At 69.3% G+C, this 18,835-nt stretch carries 15 protein-coding genes; 12 read left to right on the top strand and 3 right to left on the bottom strand.

Going from position 1 to position 18,835, the window contains the following annotated elements:
* Positions 1–175: 175 nt before the first annotated feature.
* Positions 176–1,645: a pectate lyase gene (locus FHT37_RS08380; protein ID WP_183480120.1), complete on the top strand. Its 1,470-nt coding sequence runs from the start codon at positions 176–178 to the stop codon at positions 1,643–1,645.
* A gap of 67 nt (positions 1,646–1,712) precedes the next feature.
* On the opposite strand, the gene FHT37_RS08375 is transcribed toward FHT37_RS08380, so the two are convergent.
* A complete protein-coding gene (locus FHT37_RS08375) occupies positions 1,713–4,874 on the bottom strand; it encodes a hypothetical protein (protein ID WP_183480118.1) in 3,162 nt (1,053 codons plus the stop codon).
* A 187-nt stretch (positions 4,875–5,061) separates the two neighbouring features.
* The gene (locus FHT37_RS08370) at positions 5,062–5,316 is read right to left on the bottom strand and encodes a hypothetical protein (protein ID WP_183481587.1); all 255 of its coding nucleotides are present in this window, start codon (positions 5,314–5,316) and stop codon (positions 5,062–5,064) included.
* A 492-nt stretch (positions 5,317–5,808) separates the two neighbouring features.
* On the opposite strand from FHT37_RS08370, the gene FHT37_RS25645 reads away from it, so the two are divergent.
* Positions 5,809–6,534 (top strand): pectate lyase, encoded by a 726-nt coding sequence (locus tag FHT37_RS25645; protein ID WP_310739726.1) that lies wholly within the window; start codon positions 5,809–5,811, stop codon positions 6,532–6,534.
* A 107-nt stretch (positions 6,535–6,641) separates the two neighbouring features.
* On the opposite strand, the gene FHT37_RS08360 is transcribed toward FHT37_RS25645, so the two are convergent.
* Positions 6,642–7,319 carry a type III effector gene (locus tag FHT37_RS08360; RefSeq protein WP_183480116.1) on the bottom strand — a complete coding sequence of 226 codons (678 nt, stop codon included), beginning with the start codon at positions 7,317–7,319 and terminating at the stop codon, positions 6,642–6,644.
* A gap of 239 nt (positions 7,320–7,558) precedes the next feature.
* On the opposite strand from FHT37_RS08360, the gene FHT37_RS08355 reads away from it, so the two are divergent.
* The 10 genes from FHT37_RS08355 (at position 7,559) to phoU (ending at position 18,769) form a co-directional block, all read left to right on the top strand.
* Positions 7,559–8,377, top strand: a complete 819-nt coding sequence (locus FHT37_RS08355; protein ID WP_183480114.1) for an alpha/beta fold hydrolase — start codon at positions 7,559–7,561, stop codon at positions 8,375–8,377.
* A gap of 92 nt (positions 8,378–8,469) precedes the next feature.
* Positions 8,470–9,144, top strand: coding sequence for an RlmE family RNA methyltransferase (locus tag FHT37_RS08350; protein ID WP_147240355.1), 675 nt, complete (start codon positions 8,470–8,472; stop codon positions 9,142–9,144).
* 232 nt (positions 9,145–9,376) lie between these two features.
* Complete coding sequence (gene ftsH, locus FHT37_RS08345; RefSeq protein ID WP_147240354.1) at positions 9,377–11,281, top strand: ATP-dependent zinc metalloprotease FtsH; 1,905 nt, start codon at positions 9,377–9,379, stop codon at positions 11,279–11,281.
* A gap of 219 nt (positions 11,282–11,500) precedes the next feature.
* Positions 11,501–12,349, top strand: coding sequence for a dihydropteroate synthase (gene folP, locus FHT37_RS08340; RefSeq protein ID WP_183480112.1), 849 nt, complete (start codon positions 11,501–11,503; stop codon positions 12,347–12,349).
* A gap of 146 nt (positions 12,350–12,495) precedes the next feature.
* Positions 12,496–13,830: a phosphoglucosamine mutase gene (gene glmM / locus FHT37_RS08335; protein ID WP_091733620.1), complete on the top strand. Its 1,335-nt coding sequence runs from the start codon at positions 12,496–12,498 to the stop codon at positions 13,828–13,830.
* Between the two features lie 352 nt (positions 13,831–14,182).
* Positions 14,183–15,217: a phosphate ABC transporter substrate-binding protein PstS gene (gene pstS / locus FHT37_RS08330; RefSeq protein WP_409072693.1), complete on the top strand. Its 1,035-nt coding sequence runs from the start codon at positions 14,183–14,185 to the stop codon at positions 15,215–15,217.
* An 87-nt stretch (positions 15,218–15,304) separates the two neighbouring features.
* Positions 15,305–16,327 carry a phosphate ABC transporter permease PstC gene (gene pstC, locus FHT37_RS08325; protein ID WP_404932678.1) on the top strand — a complete coding sequence of 341 codons (1,023 nt, stop codon included), beginning with the start codon at positions 15,305–15,307 and terminating at the stop codon, positions 16,325–16,327.
* Positions 16,324–17,184 (top strand): phosphate ABC transporter permease PstA, encoded by an 861-nt coding sequence (gene pstA / locus FHT37_RS08320; protein WP_091733622.1) that lies wholly within the window; start codon positions 16,324–16,326, stop codon positions 17,182–17,184. Before pstC ends, pstA begins: the two co-directional genes overlap by 4 nt.
* A gap of 72 nt (positions 17,185–17,256) precedes the next feature.
* Positions 17,257–18,042, top strand: a complete 786-nt coding sequence (pstB, locus tag FHT37_RS08315; RefSeq protein WP_091733906.1) for a phosphate ABC transporter ATP-binding protein PstB — start codon at positions 17,257–17,259, stop codon at positions 18,040–18,042.
* A 19-nt stretch (positions 18,043–18,061) separates the two neighbouring features.
* Positions 18,062–18,769: a phosphate signaling complex protein PhoU gene (gene phoU / locus FHT37_RS08310; protein WP_091733624.1), complete on the top strand. Its 708-nt coding sequence runs from the start codon at positions 18,062–18,064 to the stop codon at positions 18,767–18,769.
* The last annotated feature ends 66 nt before the right edge of the window (positions 18,770–18,835 follow it).

The raw sequence follows: 18,835 nt of genomic DNA, 5'->3' as shown, positions 1-18,835 counted from the left end.
CGCATCGCGAAGCGGCGCGCCGGCGCGCGAAGGGAACGAGGTCCGCCCCGCGCGGCGCTTCGCGGCCGGGCACGTCGCTTCGCCCAGGGGCACGCCGGGCGCAGGGCGATGCCTACCCTCACCAATCGATAACACGCGGCGCACCGCGCCATCCCGGCCTTACCCAGGAGCAGCCATGTCCATCGATGCGATCGATCGCCCCTCGTCCGTGCAGCGCCCGTCGGCGCTCGACCTCTACAGCCAGTTCCTCAACGCGCCCATGGCGCAGCCGCAAGGGCCCGCCAGCGGTGGGTCGCCCGGCCAGCAGCTGATGGCCATGCTGGTCTACAGCCTCATGGCCGCCGCCCAGCCGCAGCAAGGCGGCGGCAGCCCCTGGCCCGACACCGCCGCCGGCCCCGGATCGACCGCCGGCCCGGCCGGGCCGATGGGCCCGGGTACCGCGGGCAACAACCCGCAGGCCGGCCAGCTCGCGCTGATCAACAGCATCCTCCAGTTGCTGCAGGCCTTGCTGCCGCTGCTGCAGTCGCTCGCGCAGAACGGCCTGCAGCCCACCAGTGCCGCCAACCAGCTGGCCAACCAGTTCGGCGGTGGCGGCGGGGGTGGAGGCGGCGGTTTCGGTAGCGGAGCGGGCGGCGGCGGTGGCGGCTCGCCATTCGGTGGCATGGGCGGCATGGGTGGCATGGGCGGACCGTCGATGGGCCCGGGCGCGGGTGGACCGGGCGGCGGCTCGCCGTTCTCGTCGATGCCCTCGGCCCCGTCCATCCCTTCGATCCCATCGATGCCTTCCTCGCCGGAGTCCGATCCCTTCTCGCCCTGGTCATCGCCACCGGGCAAGCCGTCGACTTCCCCAGCCCCTTCGACCCCTCCGGTGCCGTCGTCCCGGCCGTCCTCGCCGAGCGCACCCTCGACGCCGGCCAGCCCGGCCGCGCCGTCGGCACCAAGTGCGCCGTCCGCGCCGCCGTCCCCGTCCTCGCCGTCCTCGCCCTCCGGAACCGCACCGGCCTCGGGCGCGGGCAAGCCGACCGAGATCCCGCCGGCGACCGGCAAGGTGATCGTGAACGAGCCCATCGTCGTCAAGGCCGGCCAGACCTTCAACGGCGAGGGCAAGCTCTACCAAGCCGGTCCGTCGCTGGGCGACGGCGGCCAGAGCGAAACCCAGAAGCCGGTCTTCATCCTCGAGCCCGGCGCGAAGCTGGAGAACGTGCAGGTCGCCGGTGGCGACGGCATCCACACCCGCGGCGACGCGACGCTCAAGGACGTCTGGTGGAAGGACGTCGGCGAGGACGCGATGACGATGAAGGGCCCCGGCAACGTCAAGGTGATCGGCGGCGGCGCCTACGCGGCCACCGACAAGATCTTCCAGATCAATGCCCCGGGATCGCTGTCGATCGACGGTTTCACCGCGGACGGCTTCGGCAAGGCGGTGCGCACCAACGGCGGCCACGACTTCCCGATCAGCATCGACATCCGCAACTCGGTCTTCCGCAACGGCGACGAGGCCGTGGTGCGCAGCGATGCCAAGGACGCGAAGATCAACATCGCCTCGGACGTGGTGATCGAGAACACACCGCACAAGGTGCTCGCGCCCTCGACGGCCGACGTGCAAGGCGTCGGCGCCTGGGAATACAAGCCCTACAGCGGCTGATCGCGAACCGCCCCGGCCTGGCGCCGGGGCTTCGCGCACGAAGGCTCTCGAAGGAAGGCGCGCGGTCTCAGCGCGCCGGCACGTCGACTCGCGCGTCGATGTGCGACGCCTCGGCCGCGGTCACGCTGCCAAGCTGGACGACCAGGTCCAGCCCGTGCGTGCGCTGCGCCATGTTGCGCTCGTAGGAGCGCATCGAGTAAGGCCGCATCGCCGCGGAATCCCGCCACTGCGATTCAATCTCGCGTTCCAGCGCGGCCACTTCCGCCGGCAGGCCGCCGGGCTGGCGCTCGCACAGCGCGATCGCGGAGCGGTAGGCATCGTCGCGCAATCGCATGTCCGTGCCGACCACCACCCGCGCCGCGGCGCTGTGGTTGGGGCCGCCATGTCGCTGGATGTCGGCCACCAGCTGTTCCAGCCGCTGGCGGTCAGCGCCCGCCGCGACCCAGTCGCCGAGTTGCGGCTTCACCTGCTCGGCGAAGGCGTCGAGGTCCTGGTACTCGGTCTCGACGAAGGACAGCGGATGCAGTCGGCCGTCCTCGTAGACGGCCTCCCGACGCTCGAAGACGCCGCCCAGCATGCGCTCCGCGCCGAGGCCCGCCTGCAGCGCGCCCATCGTGAGGTCGGCCTTGCCGGCATCGCCGACCGAGCCGGCCACCGTCTGCGACGCGCCCAGCGAGGCCCGCAGCGCCGCGCCGGCGCGGCTGGCGTGGCCGTCGATGCGGCGCTCGACGCGCATCGCGCCGCTGGCGTCGCCGTAGCGGCGGGTGACGTCGCGTTGCGTCTCGACGTAGCCGCCCGCGCTGGCCGTCGCCTTGAGCCGCCACTTGCCCAGCGACGCAGTGACGTCGGCCCCCAGACCGTGCCGCCGACGCGCGTCCCCCGCCTCGCCGATCTGGTTGATGGTCAGCTCCGGGAACTCCTGCAGCAGGTGGCGCAGCAGCGGGGGATCGCCGGGGTGGCGGGCGGCTCCGCCGGCGCCGTGATCGATGAGCCGGTCGACCAGGCGCGAGAACTCCTCGCGCAGCTCGGGGACCGGCCGGCCGACGCGCGGCAGGCGCAGCGACAGTCCCTGCAGCTCGGCCCGGTCCCGGCCGTAGAGCAGCGCGTCGACGTTGCCGCCAACCTTGAACGCGCCCAGGTCCGGCCCCACGCTCACGCCCAGCCCCACCTGGCCGGTGGTCTGGCGCTGCGTCCCCAGCACGATCTCCATGTCGTAGGGCGGCATGGCGATCTCGAAGACGGCATGCCGGGCCCGCTGCGCGCGTGCATCGACGCGTCCGCGCACGAACAGCGCCGAGGCCACCGCGCTGATCGACGCCGTGATCTGCCGCAGCCCGACGCCGGCGATGCCGCCGCCGGTCAAGCGCAGCCGCGAGGAACCCTCGATGTTGGCGACGATGTCTTTGAGCGCGGTCCGCAGCGTCTCGCGGTCGACCGCCTTCACGCGCGTGTCGCGGCCGTTGGCCTCGTCCTCGGCACGGGCGAGCGCGGCCGACGCGGTGAGGAGCAGGGACGCGGAGCTCGCCGGCGCTGCGTTGGCGGCGTTGGTCACGTCGGCGTTGCCGGCGTTGGCCGGGTTGGCCAAGTCGGTCGGACGCGCCGGGGGCGCTCCGCTGGCGCCCTGTGAGCGCGCGTCGGCCACCCAGTCCGCCAGCGCCGCGGCGTCCAGTCGCAAGCCGGCCAGCGCCTTGAGGTCGGGCAATTCGTCCAGGCGGCGGGCGAGGGCGCTCAGCACCGGCGGATCCGCGGCGGCCGCCTCGGACAGCATCAGCCGCGCCAGCCGCTCCGTGATCGCCTTGCGCGCGTCGGCATCGAAGCCCACGCGCTCGAAGGACGGGCTGGCCTCCTCCAGGCAGTGCGACAGCACCGCGGCGCGCAACAGGTGGGCCGGCACCGCGGCCGGGCCGCTCGACCGGCCCGCCGACGCCCGGAGCAGCCCGTCCCGCAGCGCGCTCGCGGCTTCGGTCAGGGCCCGCTCGCGCGCCGGGCGATGGCGCGCCGCGGCCGGCCCGCGTTCCACGCCCTGCACGCCGTGCCGCAGCGCCCGGAACGGGGACTTGCCGATCAGCGGATTGCGCAGGCCCAGGCCATCGCGCGGCGCGGCGCGGTCGATCCAGCGGCCCATCTTCATCAGCCGCGCGTCGAGCGCTGCGAACAGCGTGCCGGGACCGGTCTCGTGCAGGTCGTTGCGGGCGGCCGCGAGCGCCCATTGATGCGGCCGCGCGGCTTCCACGTCGCCCGCCATCCGCGCGGCGGCGCAGGAGAGCGCCTCGCCGGTGAGCGTCCGAAGCGCGGCCGGATCACGCAGCAGCGCCGTCGGATCGCCGTGGTGATCGAGCCCGCGCGGCGCGCCTTCGGACGCCTTCAGCAGCAGCGCGAAATCGCGTCGCCGCGCGGGATCGACCGGTCGCGCGGTGACGGCCATCAGCACGTCCATGCCGGCCGGCGTGCCGCCCAGCGCGGAGGAGGTCCGCCACGCGGCCTGCCGGGCGGCGAGCTCGTCCGCCGCCGCGTGCTCGATCAGCATCGGCCCCCAGCCCAGCCGGTTGTTGCGCAGCCCGTCCTGGCGCCGGCGACGACCGACGTCGGTGAGCCGACCGGGACTGCCGAGCAGCGCGGCCGATGGCGACGCCGATGCCGACAGCAGCGGCGATCCCGTCGGCGTCCGGTTCGCGCCGGCCTGCCAGGCCGCGATCAGTTCCGCCTCCGCGTCGAGCGCGGCCAGCGAGTCCAGGGCGTCCAGCGCCAGCCGCGCGTCGCCATCGCAGGCCGCGGCCAGCGACTGCGCCAGCAGCACCACCGGCGCGGACGGCAGGTCGGGCGTGGGCGGCACGCCGGACAGGTCCAGCCGCGACAGCTGGCCGGACAGGCGCGCCAGGTCTTCCGGCATCGTGCCGTCGCGGGTGAACAGCGTCGCGATCAGCGGGGCCAAGTCGGGCCGGTCGACGCGCATCGTGTCCAGCAGCACCGCGCCGGTGGGCGCGGCGCGGGACGGTGTCTCGGGCGGCGACACGGCGGCTGCGGCGGCGTCGCCGGCCTCGACCGGCCGGGCCGGCAGCGCAGCGCGCGGCGCGGTGGCGGACTCCGGCTGCGGCCGGGCCGGCGGAGCATCCAGCGGGCGGATTGCTGTGCTGGGCAGCAGCGGCGTGCGCTGTTCCTGGGAGAGCGGCGTGTCGATGGCGACACGAGAGAGGCCGAGTTGGCGCGCGATTCGAGTGGTGAAGGACATGGACTGCTCCTTCGTCCCGATCGTGGCGAGCGGTCATGACGGCCAGCCGCGCCGGGGCGAAGGACTGGCGTCGGGCGCGAAGGGGCGCCGGCGCGACGGGCGCATGCCGCCGCGGAAGGCGATGTCTTCGCTTCGCCGGACGGCGGTTCGGCGGCTGTCGACCGTCGCCCGGGTCCGGTCCCGAGAGTCAGGGGTGAATCCCCATGTCCTCGCACAGGAACCGTCCATGAGCGCCATCGATCCGATCTCTTCCCTCAACGGCAGCGGCCCGCGCCTGTCGCCGATGCAGCAGCTGTACCAGCAGCAGCTCTACGCGGACCCGCAGCCCGCATCCCCGGCCAACGTCATCGCGCCGCTCATGACGATGCTGGTCCAGCAGATCATCGCGATGCTGGTGCAGCAGCTCCTGCAGTCGCTGCAGGCCCAGCAGCAGGGGCAGCAAGGGCAGCAGGGCATGCCCGGCGGAGGCGGCGGCGCGGGCGGGGGGCTCGGCGGAGCGCCCGGCGGCGGAGGCGGGAACCCGTTCGCCGCCGGTGGCGGGCCAGGCGGCGGTGGAGGCAATCCATTCGGTCCCGCCGGCGGCTTCGGTGGCGCGGGGAGCGGGAGTCCCGGCCTCGGCGGCTTCGGTGAGGCTCCGCCTGCGCCGGCGCCCGCTTCCCCAGAGCCGAGTCCTGCTCCGAGCCCGAGTCCGAGTCCGAGTCCGAGTCCGAGTCCGAGTCCGAGTCCTGCTCCGAGTCCAAGTCCTGTTCCGAGCCCGAGCCCGAGCCCGAGCCCGAGTGCCGCGCCCGCTCCAGCTCCAGCTCCAGCTCATGGCCATCACCACCACCATCACGGCCATGCCCCGGCTCCGGCGACGCCCGATCCGCTGCTCGCGCCCGCACCGGCGCCGGCACCTTCGGTCGGCGCTCCCGCCAAGCCCGACGACGCGGGGCCGGTGTCCAGCAGTACCCCCGCGACCTCGGTACTGCCGCCGCATCGCGGCGAGGTCGTGGTGAACAAGCCCATCGTCGTCGGCCCGGGCGAGACCTTCGACGGCAAGAACCAGTTGTTCACCGCCGGGTCGGGGCTGAGCGGCAATTCGGCCGAGACGTACCAGCCGGTCTTCATCCTCGGCCCGGGCGCCACGCTCAAGAACGTGCAGTTCCAGGGGGGTGACGGCGTGCACCTGCTGGGCGACGCCAAGATCGACAACGTGCACGCGGTGCACGGCGGCCCGGACGACATGATCACCATCGACGGGCCCGGCAACCGCGCCCACGACGCCCAGCTGGCGGGGATCTCCCCGGCGTCGATTCCCAACGACCGGCCCGCCGAGGTCGAGATCAGGAATTCCTCGTTCCGGCACTCGCATGACAAGGCGATCCAGGTCAACGGCGATGCCAACGTGAAGCTCAGCGGCGTCTACGCCGAGGACGTCGGCCAGCTGCTGGTGACGCTGGGCGGCCAGCCGATCAAGGCCAACGTGTCGATCGACGACTCGCAGTTCAGCGGCGTGCGCTCGCACCTGGTGCGGCTGGACGATCGCGACTCCACGCTGCGACTCGGCCCGAACGTCAGCACCGACACGGGACGCCTCCAGGTCATGATGGGCACGCCGGCCAATGCCAGCGGGGCGACGGTGGTGATGCCGTCCTCGGATCCGGCCGGCGGCGGCAATTGATCGAGGCGCCGCAACCGCGGCGTCCAGAAGCGATGGCCGGCCGCGATGCGGCCGGTCGGTCGTTCAAGCGTGCATCGGCCCGGGACCGGGGCCGGCGGCGGGACGGCTCAGCGCTCCGGCTCGGTCTTGACGTCCTTCAGCAGCGGCTGCATTTCCTGCGGCATCAGGTGCGCCGGCAGCGGGCCGACATCGTGGTCGAGGAGCTGCCTCACGTTCTCGGCATGGGCATGCACGCAGTTGCTGCCCTCCAGGCCGCTGGTCTCATAGCGCGGAAAGACTGTGCGCGCCTGCATGGTCTCGTAGAGACGCGACTGCTCTGGCGTCATCGTGCCGTGGTCGATCACCAGCGTCGACGGCCCGATGGGAAGCGGCTTGTCCTCGCCGGCGAGCTTCGCCTCCGCGCGCACGCCCATGACCTTGAACTTGCGGCCATCGCTCAATTCACCCTGCACGAGGAAGGAGTCTGGTCGCTGGCCCGCCACGAACTGTGGCGAATGCCCGAGCGCAGGCGCCAGTCTCGGATTGAGCCGCAGATCCTCGGCCGATGGCTGGAACTGCACATGGCCCGGCGTGAGGATCTTGGTCTCTCCGTCAGCCTCGCGCGTGCGCGTGGGGTCGATGACCGTCGAGATGGGGCGGGAACCCCGCTGCGGCAGGTCCGCGAGCGCCCCGCTGGGCAGGTTGGATGCGGACGTGGACTCGGCGCCGGACTTGCCGGCGTTGTCGCGGACCGATCCCAGTGCGGCGCGGATCGGTGGCGAATTGGTGAGGGGGCGTCTCCACACGGCTGTCTCCTGTCGCGGTTGTGGTTGTCCGCCGAATCTAGGGCGGGTGAGTCCCGACGTGACGCCCGGTGCGAAACGGAGCAGGGCGGGGCGAAGGGCTTCGTTCCCGCGCACCGTCCTTCGCACGTGGCGTTCCGGGGCCTCCGGTGCGCTTCCTACAATTCCGCCCGGGCCTTGCGTGGTGCCGGGCAAGACCTGGCACCTCCGCCGACCTTCTCCCGATCTTTCCTCGTACACCCATGCCTGTCATCGACATCGCCGGCCGTTCCCTGCACTTCCAGGACCGCGGCACCGGATTCCCGCTTCTGCTCGGACACAGCTACCTGTGGGATTCCGCCATGTGGGCGCCGCAGATCGAGGCGCTCTCGCGGTCCTATCGCGTCATCGCGCCGGACCTCTGGGGGCATGGACGATCCGATGCCCCGCCCGAGGGCACACGCACGCTGGGCGACCTCGCCGCGCAGGCCGGGCTGCTGCTGGACGCGCTGGGCATCCGCGAATGCGCGGTGGTCGGGCTGTCGGTCGGCGGCATGTGGGGCGCCGAGCTCGCCCTGCGCGAACCGGAGCGGGTCCGCGCGCTGGTCATGATGGACACCTACCTCGGCGCCGAGCCGGAGGCGACCCGCGCACGCTATTTCCAGATGCTGGACACGATCGAGTCGCTGGGCCGGTTCCCGCCGCCCATCCTCGATGCGGTGGTCCCGCTGTTCTTCCGCAGCGGCGCCGACCTGGGCGGTCCCCTGCCGACGGCCTTCCGGCGCGCGCTGGAGGGGTTCTCCACCGAGCAGCTGCGCAACGCCATCGTGCCGCTGGGCCGACTGATCTTCGGCCGTCCGGAGGCGCTGCCGCGCCTGGCGGCGCTCGATCCGGACCGCACCTTGCTGATGTGCGGCGCGCTGGACATCCCCCGTCCGCCGGCCGAAACCACCCGGATGGCCGAACTCATCGGCTGCGAGCAGGTCATCGTGCCCGACGCGGGTCACATCTCGAATCTCGAACAACCCGTGTTCGTCACGCGGGCACTGGAGGCTTGGCTGGAGCGGCAGATCGGGCGTTGATGGGCGCCGTGCAGTCCAGGCATACGTATCCGAGGTGATATGGTGCGGCCTGCGTCCAGGCGATCCCGCCGGAAGCCGCCGTGATCCGTGCCATGAAAGTCGATACCAAAAGCAAGAAGGTGAACAAGGCGTGGTTGAACAACCATGTCAACGATCCCTACGTGAAACAGGCCCAGAAAGAGGGCTACCGGTCGCGCGCCGCCTACAAGCTCAAGGAAATCGACGAGGAATTCCAGTTGATCCGGCCCGGGCAGGTGGTCGTGGACCTGGGGGCCTCGCCCGGCGCGTGGAGCCAGTACCTGCGCCGGCGCTTCGCGCCCAAGGAGGCTGGCGCCGGCGGCGCGGCGGTGGGCGCGCTGAACGGCCGCATCATCGCGCTCGACCTGCTGGACTTCGAACCGATCGAGGGCGTGGAGTTCCTCCAGGGCGACTTCCGCGAGCAGGAGGTGCTGGCGCAGCTGGAGGCGACGCTGGGCGGGGCGAAGGTGGACCTGGTGGTCTCCGACATGGCGCCCAACCTGTCGGGCATCGAAAGCACCGACGCGGCGCGGATGGAGCACCTGATCGAACTGGCGTTGGATTTCGCCCAGCAGCACCTCAAGCCGGAAGGCGCGCTGGTTGCCAAGGTCTTCCACGGCAGTGGCTATGACCAGTTGGTGCACGCCTTCCGGGCGCAATTCAAGCGCGTGAAGACCGCCAAACCCAAGGCCTCCCGGGACAAATCCGCGGAAAACTTCCTGGTCGGCATCGGCCTGAAGAAGGGGTGAGCGGGCGTGCGGGCCAGTTCGGCCCCGGCTGAAGCCGCGATCAAGCGTCAAAGTCGGGGCCGCTTCGGGCGCTTGCCTTGAGGCATGCATGGCAATATCTATCGTGGCGTGTGGGAATGCCAATCAAGTCGTGGGACTTGACTGGCCTAGAATCCGCCCCATATGCCGTGAAAGTCCGCTGCCCGAGGCTGTTTCCATGGGTCGGCGGTGATGGAATGACAAAGGAGTCGCGGTGAACAATCAGTGGTTCTCGAAAGTGGCTGTGTGGATGGTGATCGCCTTGGTGCTGTTCACCGTCTTCAAGCAGTTCGATCGCAGCGCAACCCAGGGGACTCAGATCGGTTACTCGGACTTCCTTGAAGAAGTCCGCGCCAAGCGCATCAAGCAGGTGGTGCTGCAGGAAACCCCTGCAGGCACCGAGATCCAGGCAACGACCGGTGACGGCAACAAGCTTCGCACCACCGCGCCCTACATGGACCGCGGCCTGGTCGGCGACCTGATCAACTACGGCGTCAAGTTCGACGCCAAGCCCCGCGAAGAGCCCTCGGTCCTGATGAGCATCCTGCTCAGCTGGGGCCCGATGCTGCTGCTGATCGCCGTCTGGGTGTACTTCATGCGCCAGATGCAGGGCGGCGGCAAGGGCGGTGCGTTCAGCTTCGGCAAATCGAAGGCACGCATGCTCGACGAAGCCAACAACACGACCACCTTCGCCGACGTCGCCGGTTGCGACGAGGCCAAGGAGGAAGTGAAGGAGCTCGTCGACTTCCTGAAGGACCCGCAGAAATTCCAGAAGCTGGGCGGCCGCATCCCGCGTGGCGTCCTGCTGGTCGGCCCTCCCGGCACCGGCAAGACGCTGCTGGCCAAGGCCATCGCCGGTGAAGCCAAGGTGCCGTTCTTCACGATCTCCGGTTCGGACTTCGTCGAGATGTTCGTCGGTGTCGGCGCGGCCCGTGTGCGCGACATGTTCGAGCAGGCCAAGAAGAGCGCGCCCTGCATCATCTTCGTCGACGAAATCGACGCGGTCGGTCGCCATCGCGGCGCCGGCCTGGGCGGCGGCAACGACGAGCGCGAGCAGACCCTCAACCAGATGCTGGTCGAGATGGATGGCTTCGACACCAACCTGGGCGTCATCGTGATGGCCGCGACCAACCGTCCGGACATCCTCGACCCGGCGCTGCTGCGTCCGGGCCGCTTCGACCGTCAGGTGTACGTCACGCTGCCGGATGTCCGCGGCCGCGAGCAGATCCTGAACGTGCACATGCGCAAGGTGCCGGTCGGCCAGGACGTCCGCGCCGACATCCTGGCGCGCGGCACCCCGGGCTTCTCCGGTGCCGATCTGGCCAACCTGGTGAACGAAGCCGCGCTGTTCGCCGCCCGCCGCAATGGCCGGGTGGTCGACATGCAGGACTTCGAGAAGGCCAAGGACAAGATCATGATGGGCCCCGAGCGGAAGTCCATGGTGATGCCCGAGGAAGAGCGCAAGAACACCGCCTATCACGAAGCCGGCCACGCGCTGGTGGCGCGCCTGCTGCCCAAGACCGATCCGGTTCACAAGGTGACGGTGATCCCGCGCGGCCGCGCGCTGGGCGTGACGATGCAGCTGCCGGAAGGCGACCGCTACAGCATGGACAAGGAGCGCATGCTCTCGACCATCTCGGTGCTGTTCGGCGGCCGCATCGCGGAAGAGGTCTTCATGAACCAGATGACGACCGGCGCCAGCAACGACTTCGAGCGGGCCACGGCGATCGCCCGCGACATGGTGACCCGCTACGGCATGACCGATGAGCTGGGCCCGATGGTCTACGCGGACAACGAAGGCGAGGTGTTCCTCGGCCGTTCGGTGACGAAGACGACCAACATGTCGGAAGAGACCATGCGCAAGGTCGATCAGGAGATCCGCAAGATCATCGACGAGCAGTACACCATCGCTCGCAACCTGATCGAGGAGCACAAGGACAAGATGCACGCGATGGCGACGGCGCTGCTCGAATGGGAAACCATCGACGCCGACCAGATCGACGACATCATGGACAACCGCCCCCCGCGTCCGCCCAAGGACTGGACGCCGCCGGCCAACAAGTCGGACAGCGGCGGCACCCCCGCGGTGAACACGGGCAGCGCTCCCGCTGCCGCCTGATCGTCGGGCAGTCAACGCACCAGGGGCTATCCCTTTGAAAGGCCGGTCGAGAGACCGGCCTTTCTGCTTTCCGCCCGGCGAAGTTCACGACGGACCATTAGCGAGCCGTTAGCGGGCCGTTGGCGCCGCACCTCCGCAGCTTCCGTCATACTGTCCGCTTGGCGTGGCAGTTCCCAGCGCGATCTAGCGTGCCGCCGCGCGCCCGATGCCCTGCCGCCCATGACTGCTGCCTCGCTCTGGAAAACCACCCGCTTCGATCTCGACCTGACGGAGCGCCCGCTGGTGATGGGCATCGTGAACGTGACGCCCGACTCGTTCTCCGACGGCGGGCAGCATGCCGAGGCGGCCAAGGCGATCGACTTCTGCGAGCGACTGCTGGGCGAGGGCGTCGACATCCTGGACCTGGGCGGCGAATCGACGCGGCCCGGCGCTCCCCGGCTCGACGCCGACGAGGAATGGCGTCGCCTGGAGCCGGTCATGCGGGCGGTGCTGAATTTTGGCGTCCCGGTTTCCGTCGACACCTGCAAGACCGAGGTGATGCGCCGGGCCCTGGACCTGGGCGTCGACATCATCAACGACGTGCAGGCGCTGCGGGATGAGGGCGCCGATGCGCTGCTCGCGGAACATGGCAGCGCCGGCATCTGCCTGATGCACATGCGGGGCGAGCCCGCCGGCATGCAGCAGCTGACCGACTACGCGGATGTCGTGACCGAGGTGTCGGCGTTCCTGGATGAACGGATGCGGCATCTGATCACGCAGGGCGTCGCGGCCGAGCGGATCACGCTCGATCCGGGATACGGATTCGCCAAGACGGTCGACCAGAACCTGAGCCTGCAGTGCCGGCAGCGCGAGCTGCTGTCGCTGGGGCGGCCGCTGCTGGTGGGGTGGTCGCGCAAATCGACCTTGGGGGCCGTGACGGGGCGGGCCGTCGACGAGCGCCTGCCGGCCAGCATTGGCGCGGCGCTGGCGTCGGTGGCCCTGGGCGCGCGGATCGTGCGCGTCCACGATGTCGGCGCCACGGTCGACGCGCTCAAGGTCTGGCAGGCTTTCGGCGCCCCACAAGGATGAACGGCCCGCGTCGTTCCCGGTCCACCCCCCCATCCCGCATCCCCCATCCCCCGATTGCGGGCCCCCATCCTGGGCGAGGAGGGCCCGATACGGCTTCGGCGACAATCCGCGGATTCACGATTGGGAAGTCTCAGGAGGTTGCTTCAATGAGCCGCAAGTATTTCGGGACCGACGGCATCCGCGGGACCGTTGGCCGTACCCCCATCACGCCTGACTTCATGTTGCGGCTGGGCCATGCGGTGGGCCGGGTGCTCAAGCGCAGCTATGCCAAGCCCAGTGTCCTGATCGGCAAGGACACCCGCATCTCCGGCTACATGCTCGAGTCGGCGCTCGAGGCGGGCTTTGCCTCCGCCGGCGTCAACGTCCTCCTGACCGGTCCCTTGCCGACCCCGGGCGTCGCCTACCTGACCCGGGCGCTGCGGCAGCACCTGGGCGTGGTCATCTCGGCCTCCCACAATCCCTTCGCCGACAACGGCATCAAGTTCTTTTCCTCCAAGGGTGAGAAGCTGCCCGATGCCTGGGAGCTCGACGTCGAGGCCGTGCTGGACGAGCCGCCGGTCTGGGTGGATTCCGCCAGCCTCGGCCGGGCGCGCCGCCTGGACGACGCACAGGGCCGCTACATCGAGTTCTGCAAGGCCAGCTTCAGCGGCGACCTCAGCCTGCGTGGCATGAAGCTGGTGGTCGACGCCGCGCACGGCGCCGCCTACCAGGTGGCTCCGTCCGTGTTCCACGAACTGGGCGCGGAAGTGATCACCATCGGCAACAAGCCGGACGGCTACAACATCAACGACAAGGTCGGCGCCACGGCGCCCGAGGCCCTGGTCGCCGCCGTCAAGGAGCATCAGGCCGACTACGGCATCGCGCTGGACGGCGATGCCGACCGCCTGCAGATGGTCGACGGCGACGGCCGTCTCTACAACGGCGACGAGCTGCTGTACGTGATGGTGGCGGATCGCCTGGCGCGCGGAGAGCGCGTCCCGGGCGCCGTCGGCACGCTGATGACCAACATGGCGGTCGAGCTGGCGCTGCGCCAGCGGGATGTCGAGTTCGTGCGCGCCAAGGTGGGCGACCGGTACGTGCTCGAGGAACTGGCCGCTCGCGGCTGGCAGCTCGGCGGGGAGGGCTCCGGTCACCTGCTGGCGCTGGACCGTCACACCACGGGCGATGGCATCGTCAGCAGCCTGCTGGTGCTGGAAGCCGTCTGCCGCAGCGGCCGCCGCCTCGTCGACCTGCTGGACGGCGTCTCCCTGTTCCCGCAGACCTTGATCAATGTGCGCCTGCAGGCCGACCAGCAGGACTGGAAGAGCAACCCGGCGCTCGCCCGCACCGAGGCCGAAGTCATGGCCGAACTGGGCGATCGTGGCCGGGTGCTGATCCGCAAGTCCGGCACCGAGCCGCTGCTGCGCGTCATGGTCGAGGCGAGCGATGCCGGGCTGGCGCAACGTTGCGCGGAACGTCTGGCCGACGCGATCCGCAGTTGAGCCTCGGAAGCCTGGGCGGCACGCGCCGCTCCGGGCAGTCCGGAACGTGAAAAAGAGAGCCGCCGGCGCGAAAGCGTCGGCGGCTTTTTTCCGACTCATCGCCCCAGCACGGGCCCACACCGTCGTCGAAAGGGTTTTCTGCGCGGTCTGGCGGGCCCTGGAACGAAGATGACAGCGGGGTGAATCGAATATGACAATGGCCGCGACCCGGCCGCCCAAGCGCCATTTCTCCTCTGGGACGCTCTCCGTAACGAGATTTTTCCGACCCGGGGTCAGCGTCACGGATGTGTCACATTGAGGTCATAGCATCCGCTCCGTTCGCCAACCAACCAAGCGATAGGACTGAATGACCATGAATCAACTGCGTGCTGGCCTGCTGTTCGCCGCTTGCGCCGCGATGTTCTCCGTGGCCCATGCTCAAGAGGTGACCGGCGCGGGTGCCTCCTTCCCGGCCCCCGTGTACGCCAAGTGGGCTGACGCCTACAACAAGGCCACCGGCGTCCGCATCAACTATCAGTCGGTGGGTTCTGGCGCCGGCATCAAGCAGATCCAGGCCAAGACCGTCGACTTCGGCGCGTCGGACGCCCCCCTGAAGGACGAGCAACTGGCCAAGGACGGCCTGATCCAGTTCCCGACCGTGATCGGCGGCGTCGTGCCGGTCATCAACGTCAAGGGCATCACCCCCGGTCAGCTCAAGCTCAACGGCCAGATCCTGGGCGACATCTACCTGGGCAAGGTCGCCAAGTGGAACGACCCCGCCATCGCCGCCCTGAACCCGGGCGTGGCGCTGCCGGACGCCGCCATCGCCGTGGTCCGCCGCGCCGACGGCTCGGGCACCAGCTTCCTGTTCACGAACTACCTGTCCAAGGTCAATGCCGAGTGGAAGTCCAAGGTCGGTGAAGGCACCGCCGTGAACTGGCCCACCGGCGCCGGCGGCAAGGGCAACGAAGGCGTGTCGGCCTTCGTGACCCGCCTGCCGAACTCGATCGGTTACGTCGAGTACGCCTACGCCAAGCAGAACAAGATGACCTACGTGCTGATGAAGAACGCCGCCGGCAACTTCGTCAGCCCCAGCGACGACGCCTTCAAGGCCGCTGCCGCCGGTGCCAAGTGGAACGAATCGTTCTACCAGGTGCTGACCGAGCAGGCCGGCAAGGACAGCTGGCCCATCACCGGCGCGACCTTCATCCTGATGCACGCCGCCCAGGACAAGCCGGCCCAGGCCGCCGCCGCGCTGAAGTTCTTCGACTGGGCCTACACCCAGGGCGACAAGACCGCCGACGAGCTGGACTACGTGCCGCTGCCGGCCGCCGTCAAGGATCTGGTCCGCAAGCAGTGGGCCGATCATGTGAAGGACGGTTCGGGCAAGGCCGTCAGCTTCAAGTGATCCTCGCCTGACGACACAGCCCGGTGACCCGCGTCGCGGCCACCGGGCTTTCGCACAAGAATTCCAGACACTCCCAGCGGAGGCCCCGTGGCCGCAATACTTCCAGCCAATTCCATCGACCGAGATCGCGGCCAGGAGCGCGCCCAGCCTGACGGCCGTCCGCCCCAGCGCCGACGCGTCGCGCCCTGGGCCGACACCGTGTTCTCGGCGCTGACGCACGGCGCGGCCTGGCTCACGCTGGCCTTGCTGGCCGGCATCATCGGCTCGCTGCTGATCGGGGCCGCGCCCGCGATCAAGCAGTTCGGCCTGAACTTCCTGATCACCGCGGACTGGGACCCGGTGCAGGAGAAGTTCGGCGGCCTGGTGATGATCTACGGCACGCTGATGACCTCGCTGATCGCGCTGCTGATCGCGGTGCCGGTGAGCTTCGGCATCGCGCTGTTCCTGACCGAGCTCGCGCCGGGCTGGCTGCGCCGCCCGCTGGGCATCGCCATCGAGCTGCTGGCCGCGGTGCCGTCGATCGTCTACGGCATGTGGGGCCTGCTGGTGTTCGGGCCGATCCTGGCGACCTACGTGCAGCAGCCGCTGCAATCCCTGCTGGGCGGCGTGCCCTACCTGGGCGCGCTGGTGTCCGGCCCGCCGGTGGGCATCGGCATCCTCTCGGCCGGCATCATCCTGGCCATCATGATCATCCCGTTCATCGCCTCGGTGATGCGTGACGTCTTCGAGGTCACGCCCGCGATGCTCAAGGAGTCGGCCTACGGCCTGGGCTCCACGACCTGGGAAGTGGTCTGGAAGGTTGTGCTGCCGTACACCAAGACCGGTGTCGTGGGCGGCATCATGCTGGGCCTGGGTCGCGCGCTGGGCGAGACCATGGCGGTCACCTTCGTGATCGGCAACATGAACCAGCTGAACTCGCTGTCGGTCTTCGAGGCCGCCAACAGCATCACCTCGGCGCTGGCCAACGAATTCGCCGAAGCCGGCGCCGGCCTGCACCAGGCCTCGCTGATCTACCTGGGCCTGGTCCTGTTCTTCATCACCTTCGTGGTGCTGGCGTTCTCCAAGGTCCTGCTCAACAAGCTCAAGAAGAACGAGGGAGCCCGCTCATGAGCGCCACCAACGCCAAGCGCCTGGCGATGTACAACAAGCGCAAGCGCGTCAACCAGATCGCGCTGACGCTGTCGATGGGCGCGATGGGATTCGGCCTGGTCTGGCTGATCTGGATCCTGCTCGAGACCTTGATCCAGGGCGTCGGCGGCCTGACGATCGCGACCTTCACGCAGATGACGCCGCCGCCGATGGCGGACGAGGGCGGCCTGGCCAACGCGATCTACGGCTCGCTGCTGATGGTCGGCCTGGCGACCTGCGTCGGCACGCCGATCGGCGTGCTGGCGGGTGTCTACCTCGCGGAGTACGGCCAGAAGACCTGGCTCGGCGCCTCGGTGCGCTTCATCAACGACATCCTGCTGTCGGCGCCGTCGATCGTCGTGGGCCTGTTCATCTACACGGTCGTCGTCACGCGGATGAAGTCGTTCTCGGCGCTGGCCGGCATCCTGGCGCTGGCGCTGATCGTCATCCCGGTGGTGATCCGCACCACCGAGAACATGCTGAGCCTGATCCCCAACGCGCTGCGCGAAGCCGCCTACGCGCTGGGCACGCCCAAGTGGAAGGTCATCCTGACCGTGACGCTGAAAGCGGCGCGCGCCGGCGTCGTGACCGGCGTGCTGCTGGCGCTGGCCCGCATCTCGGGCGAGACCGCGCCGCTGCTGTTCACCGCGCTGTCCAACCAGTTCTGGACCAGCTCGCTGGGCAGCCCGATGGCCAGCCTGCCCGTGACCATCTTCAAGTTCGCGATGAGCCCCTACGAGAACTGGCAGAAGCTCGCCTGGGCCGGCGTCTTCATCATCACCATCGGCGTGCTGCTGCTCAACATCGCGGCCCGCGTGCTGTTCAAGGAAAAGCATTGACCGGCTGACTGCCGCCGGAGCCGCATGCTCCGGCGCCTCACGATCAACGAATCCCACGAATCGAGAAACAACATGGACGTCAAAGTCGACATGCCGGTGACCGAGAAGGCGAAGCTCTCGGTGAAAAACCTGAACTTCTACTACGGCAGCTTCCACGCGCTGAAGAACATCAACCTGGACATCCCCGAGAACAAGGTCACCGCCTTCATCGGGCCGTCGGGCTGCGGCAAGTCCACGCTGCTGCGCACGTTGAACCGGATGTTCGAGCTCTATCCGGAGCAGCGCGCCGAAGGCCAGATCCTGCTGGACGGCGAGGACATCCTCACCAGCAAGGAAGACGTGTCGCTGATCCGCGCCAAGGTCGGCATGGTGTTCCAGAAGCCGACGCCGTTCCCGATGTCGATCTACGACAACATCGCCTTCGGCGTGCGGCTGTTCGAGACGCTGTCGCGCGTCGAGATGGACGAGCGCGTCGAGTGGGCGCTGAAGAAGGCCGCGCTGTGGAACGAGGTCAAGGACAAGCTGAACCAGAGCGGCTCGGGCCTGTCGGGCGGCCAGCAGCAGCGCCTGTGCATCGCGCGCGGCATCGCCATCAAGCCGGAAGTGCTGCTGCTGGACGAACCCTGCTCGGCGCTGGACCCGATCTCCACCGGCAAGATCGAGGAGCTGATCCACGAGCTCAAGCACGACTACACCGTCGCGATCGTGACCCACAACATGCAGCAGGCCGCCCGCTGCTCGGACTACACCGCCTACATGTACCTGGGCGACCTGATCGAATTCGGACCGACCGCGGAGCTCTTCATGAAGCCCAAGCGCAAGGACACCGAGGACTACATCACGGGTCGTTTCGGTTAATCAGAGGGGAGCGAAGACCATGACTGACAAGCATCTGTCCACCCAATTCGACGCCGAACTCAGCGGCATCTCCACCCGCGTGCTCGAGATGGGCGGCCTGGTCGAATCGCAGGTCGCGCAGGCCGTCGAGGCGCTGGGCACCTTCAGCGGCGACATCGCCAGCCACGTCCTCAAGCAGGAAGAGATCGTCAACACGATGGAGATCGAGATCGATCGCGACCTGTCGACGATCATCGCCCGCCGCCAGCCGACGGCGCGCGACCTGCGCCTGCTGATCGCCGTGTCCAAGACGATCGCCAACCTCGAGCGCGTCGGCGACGAGGCCGCCCGCATCGCCCGCACCGTGCAGCGCCTGATCAACACCGGCGTGTCCAGCCGGCTGCGCCTGCCGATGTCGGACCTGTCGTACGAGGCCGAGCTGGCCACCGCGCAGCTGCGCAAGGCGCTGGACGCGTTCGCGCGGCTGGACGTGGACCGCGCGCTGGAGGTGCTCAAGGCCGACGACCAGATCGACAAGGAGTTCGACGGCCTGATGCGCAAGCTCATCACCTACATGATGGAAGACCCGCGCACCATCTCGTCGTCGATCGACCTGGTCTTCGTGGCCAAGGCGATCGAGCGCGTGGGCGACCATGCCAAGAACCTGGCCGAGGTCATCATCTACGTGGTCAAGGGCACCGACGTCCGCCACAACACGCCCGACGCCGTCGAGCACATGGTGCGCTGAGCACCGATCGCGATCCTCCCGTGCGGCCCGGCCCCGATCGGGGTGCCAGGACCGGCGGGACCGAAT

The organism is Mitsuaria sp. BK037 (assembly GCF_014193045.1).
Classification (GTDB): Bacteria; Pseudomonadota; Gammaproteobacteria; order Burkholderiales; family Burkholderiaceae_C; genus Roseateles.
Note: the sequence above shows the minus strand (reverse complement) of the source record. Positions and strands in the feature narration are given on the sequence as shown.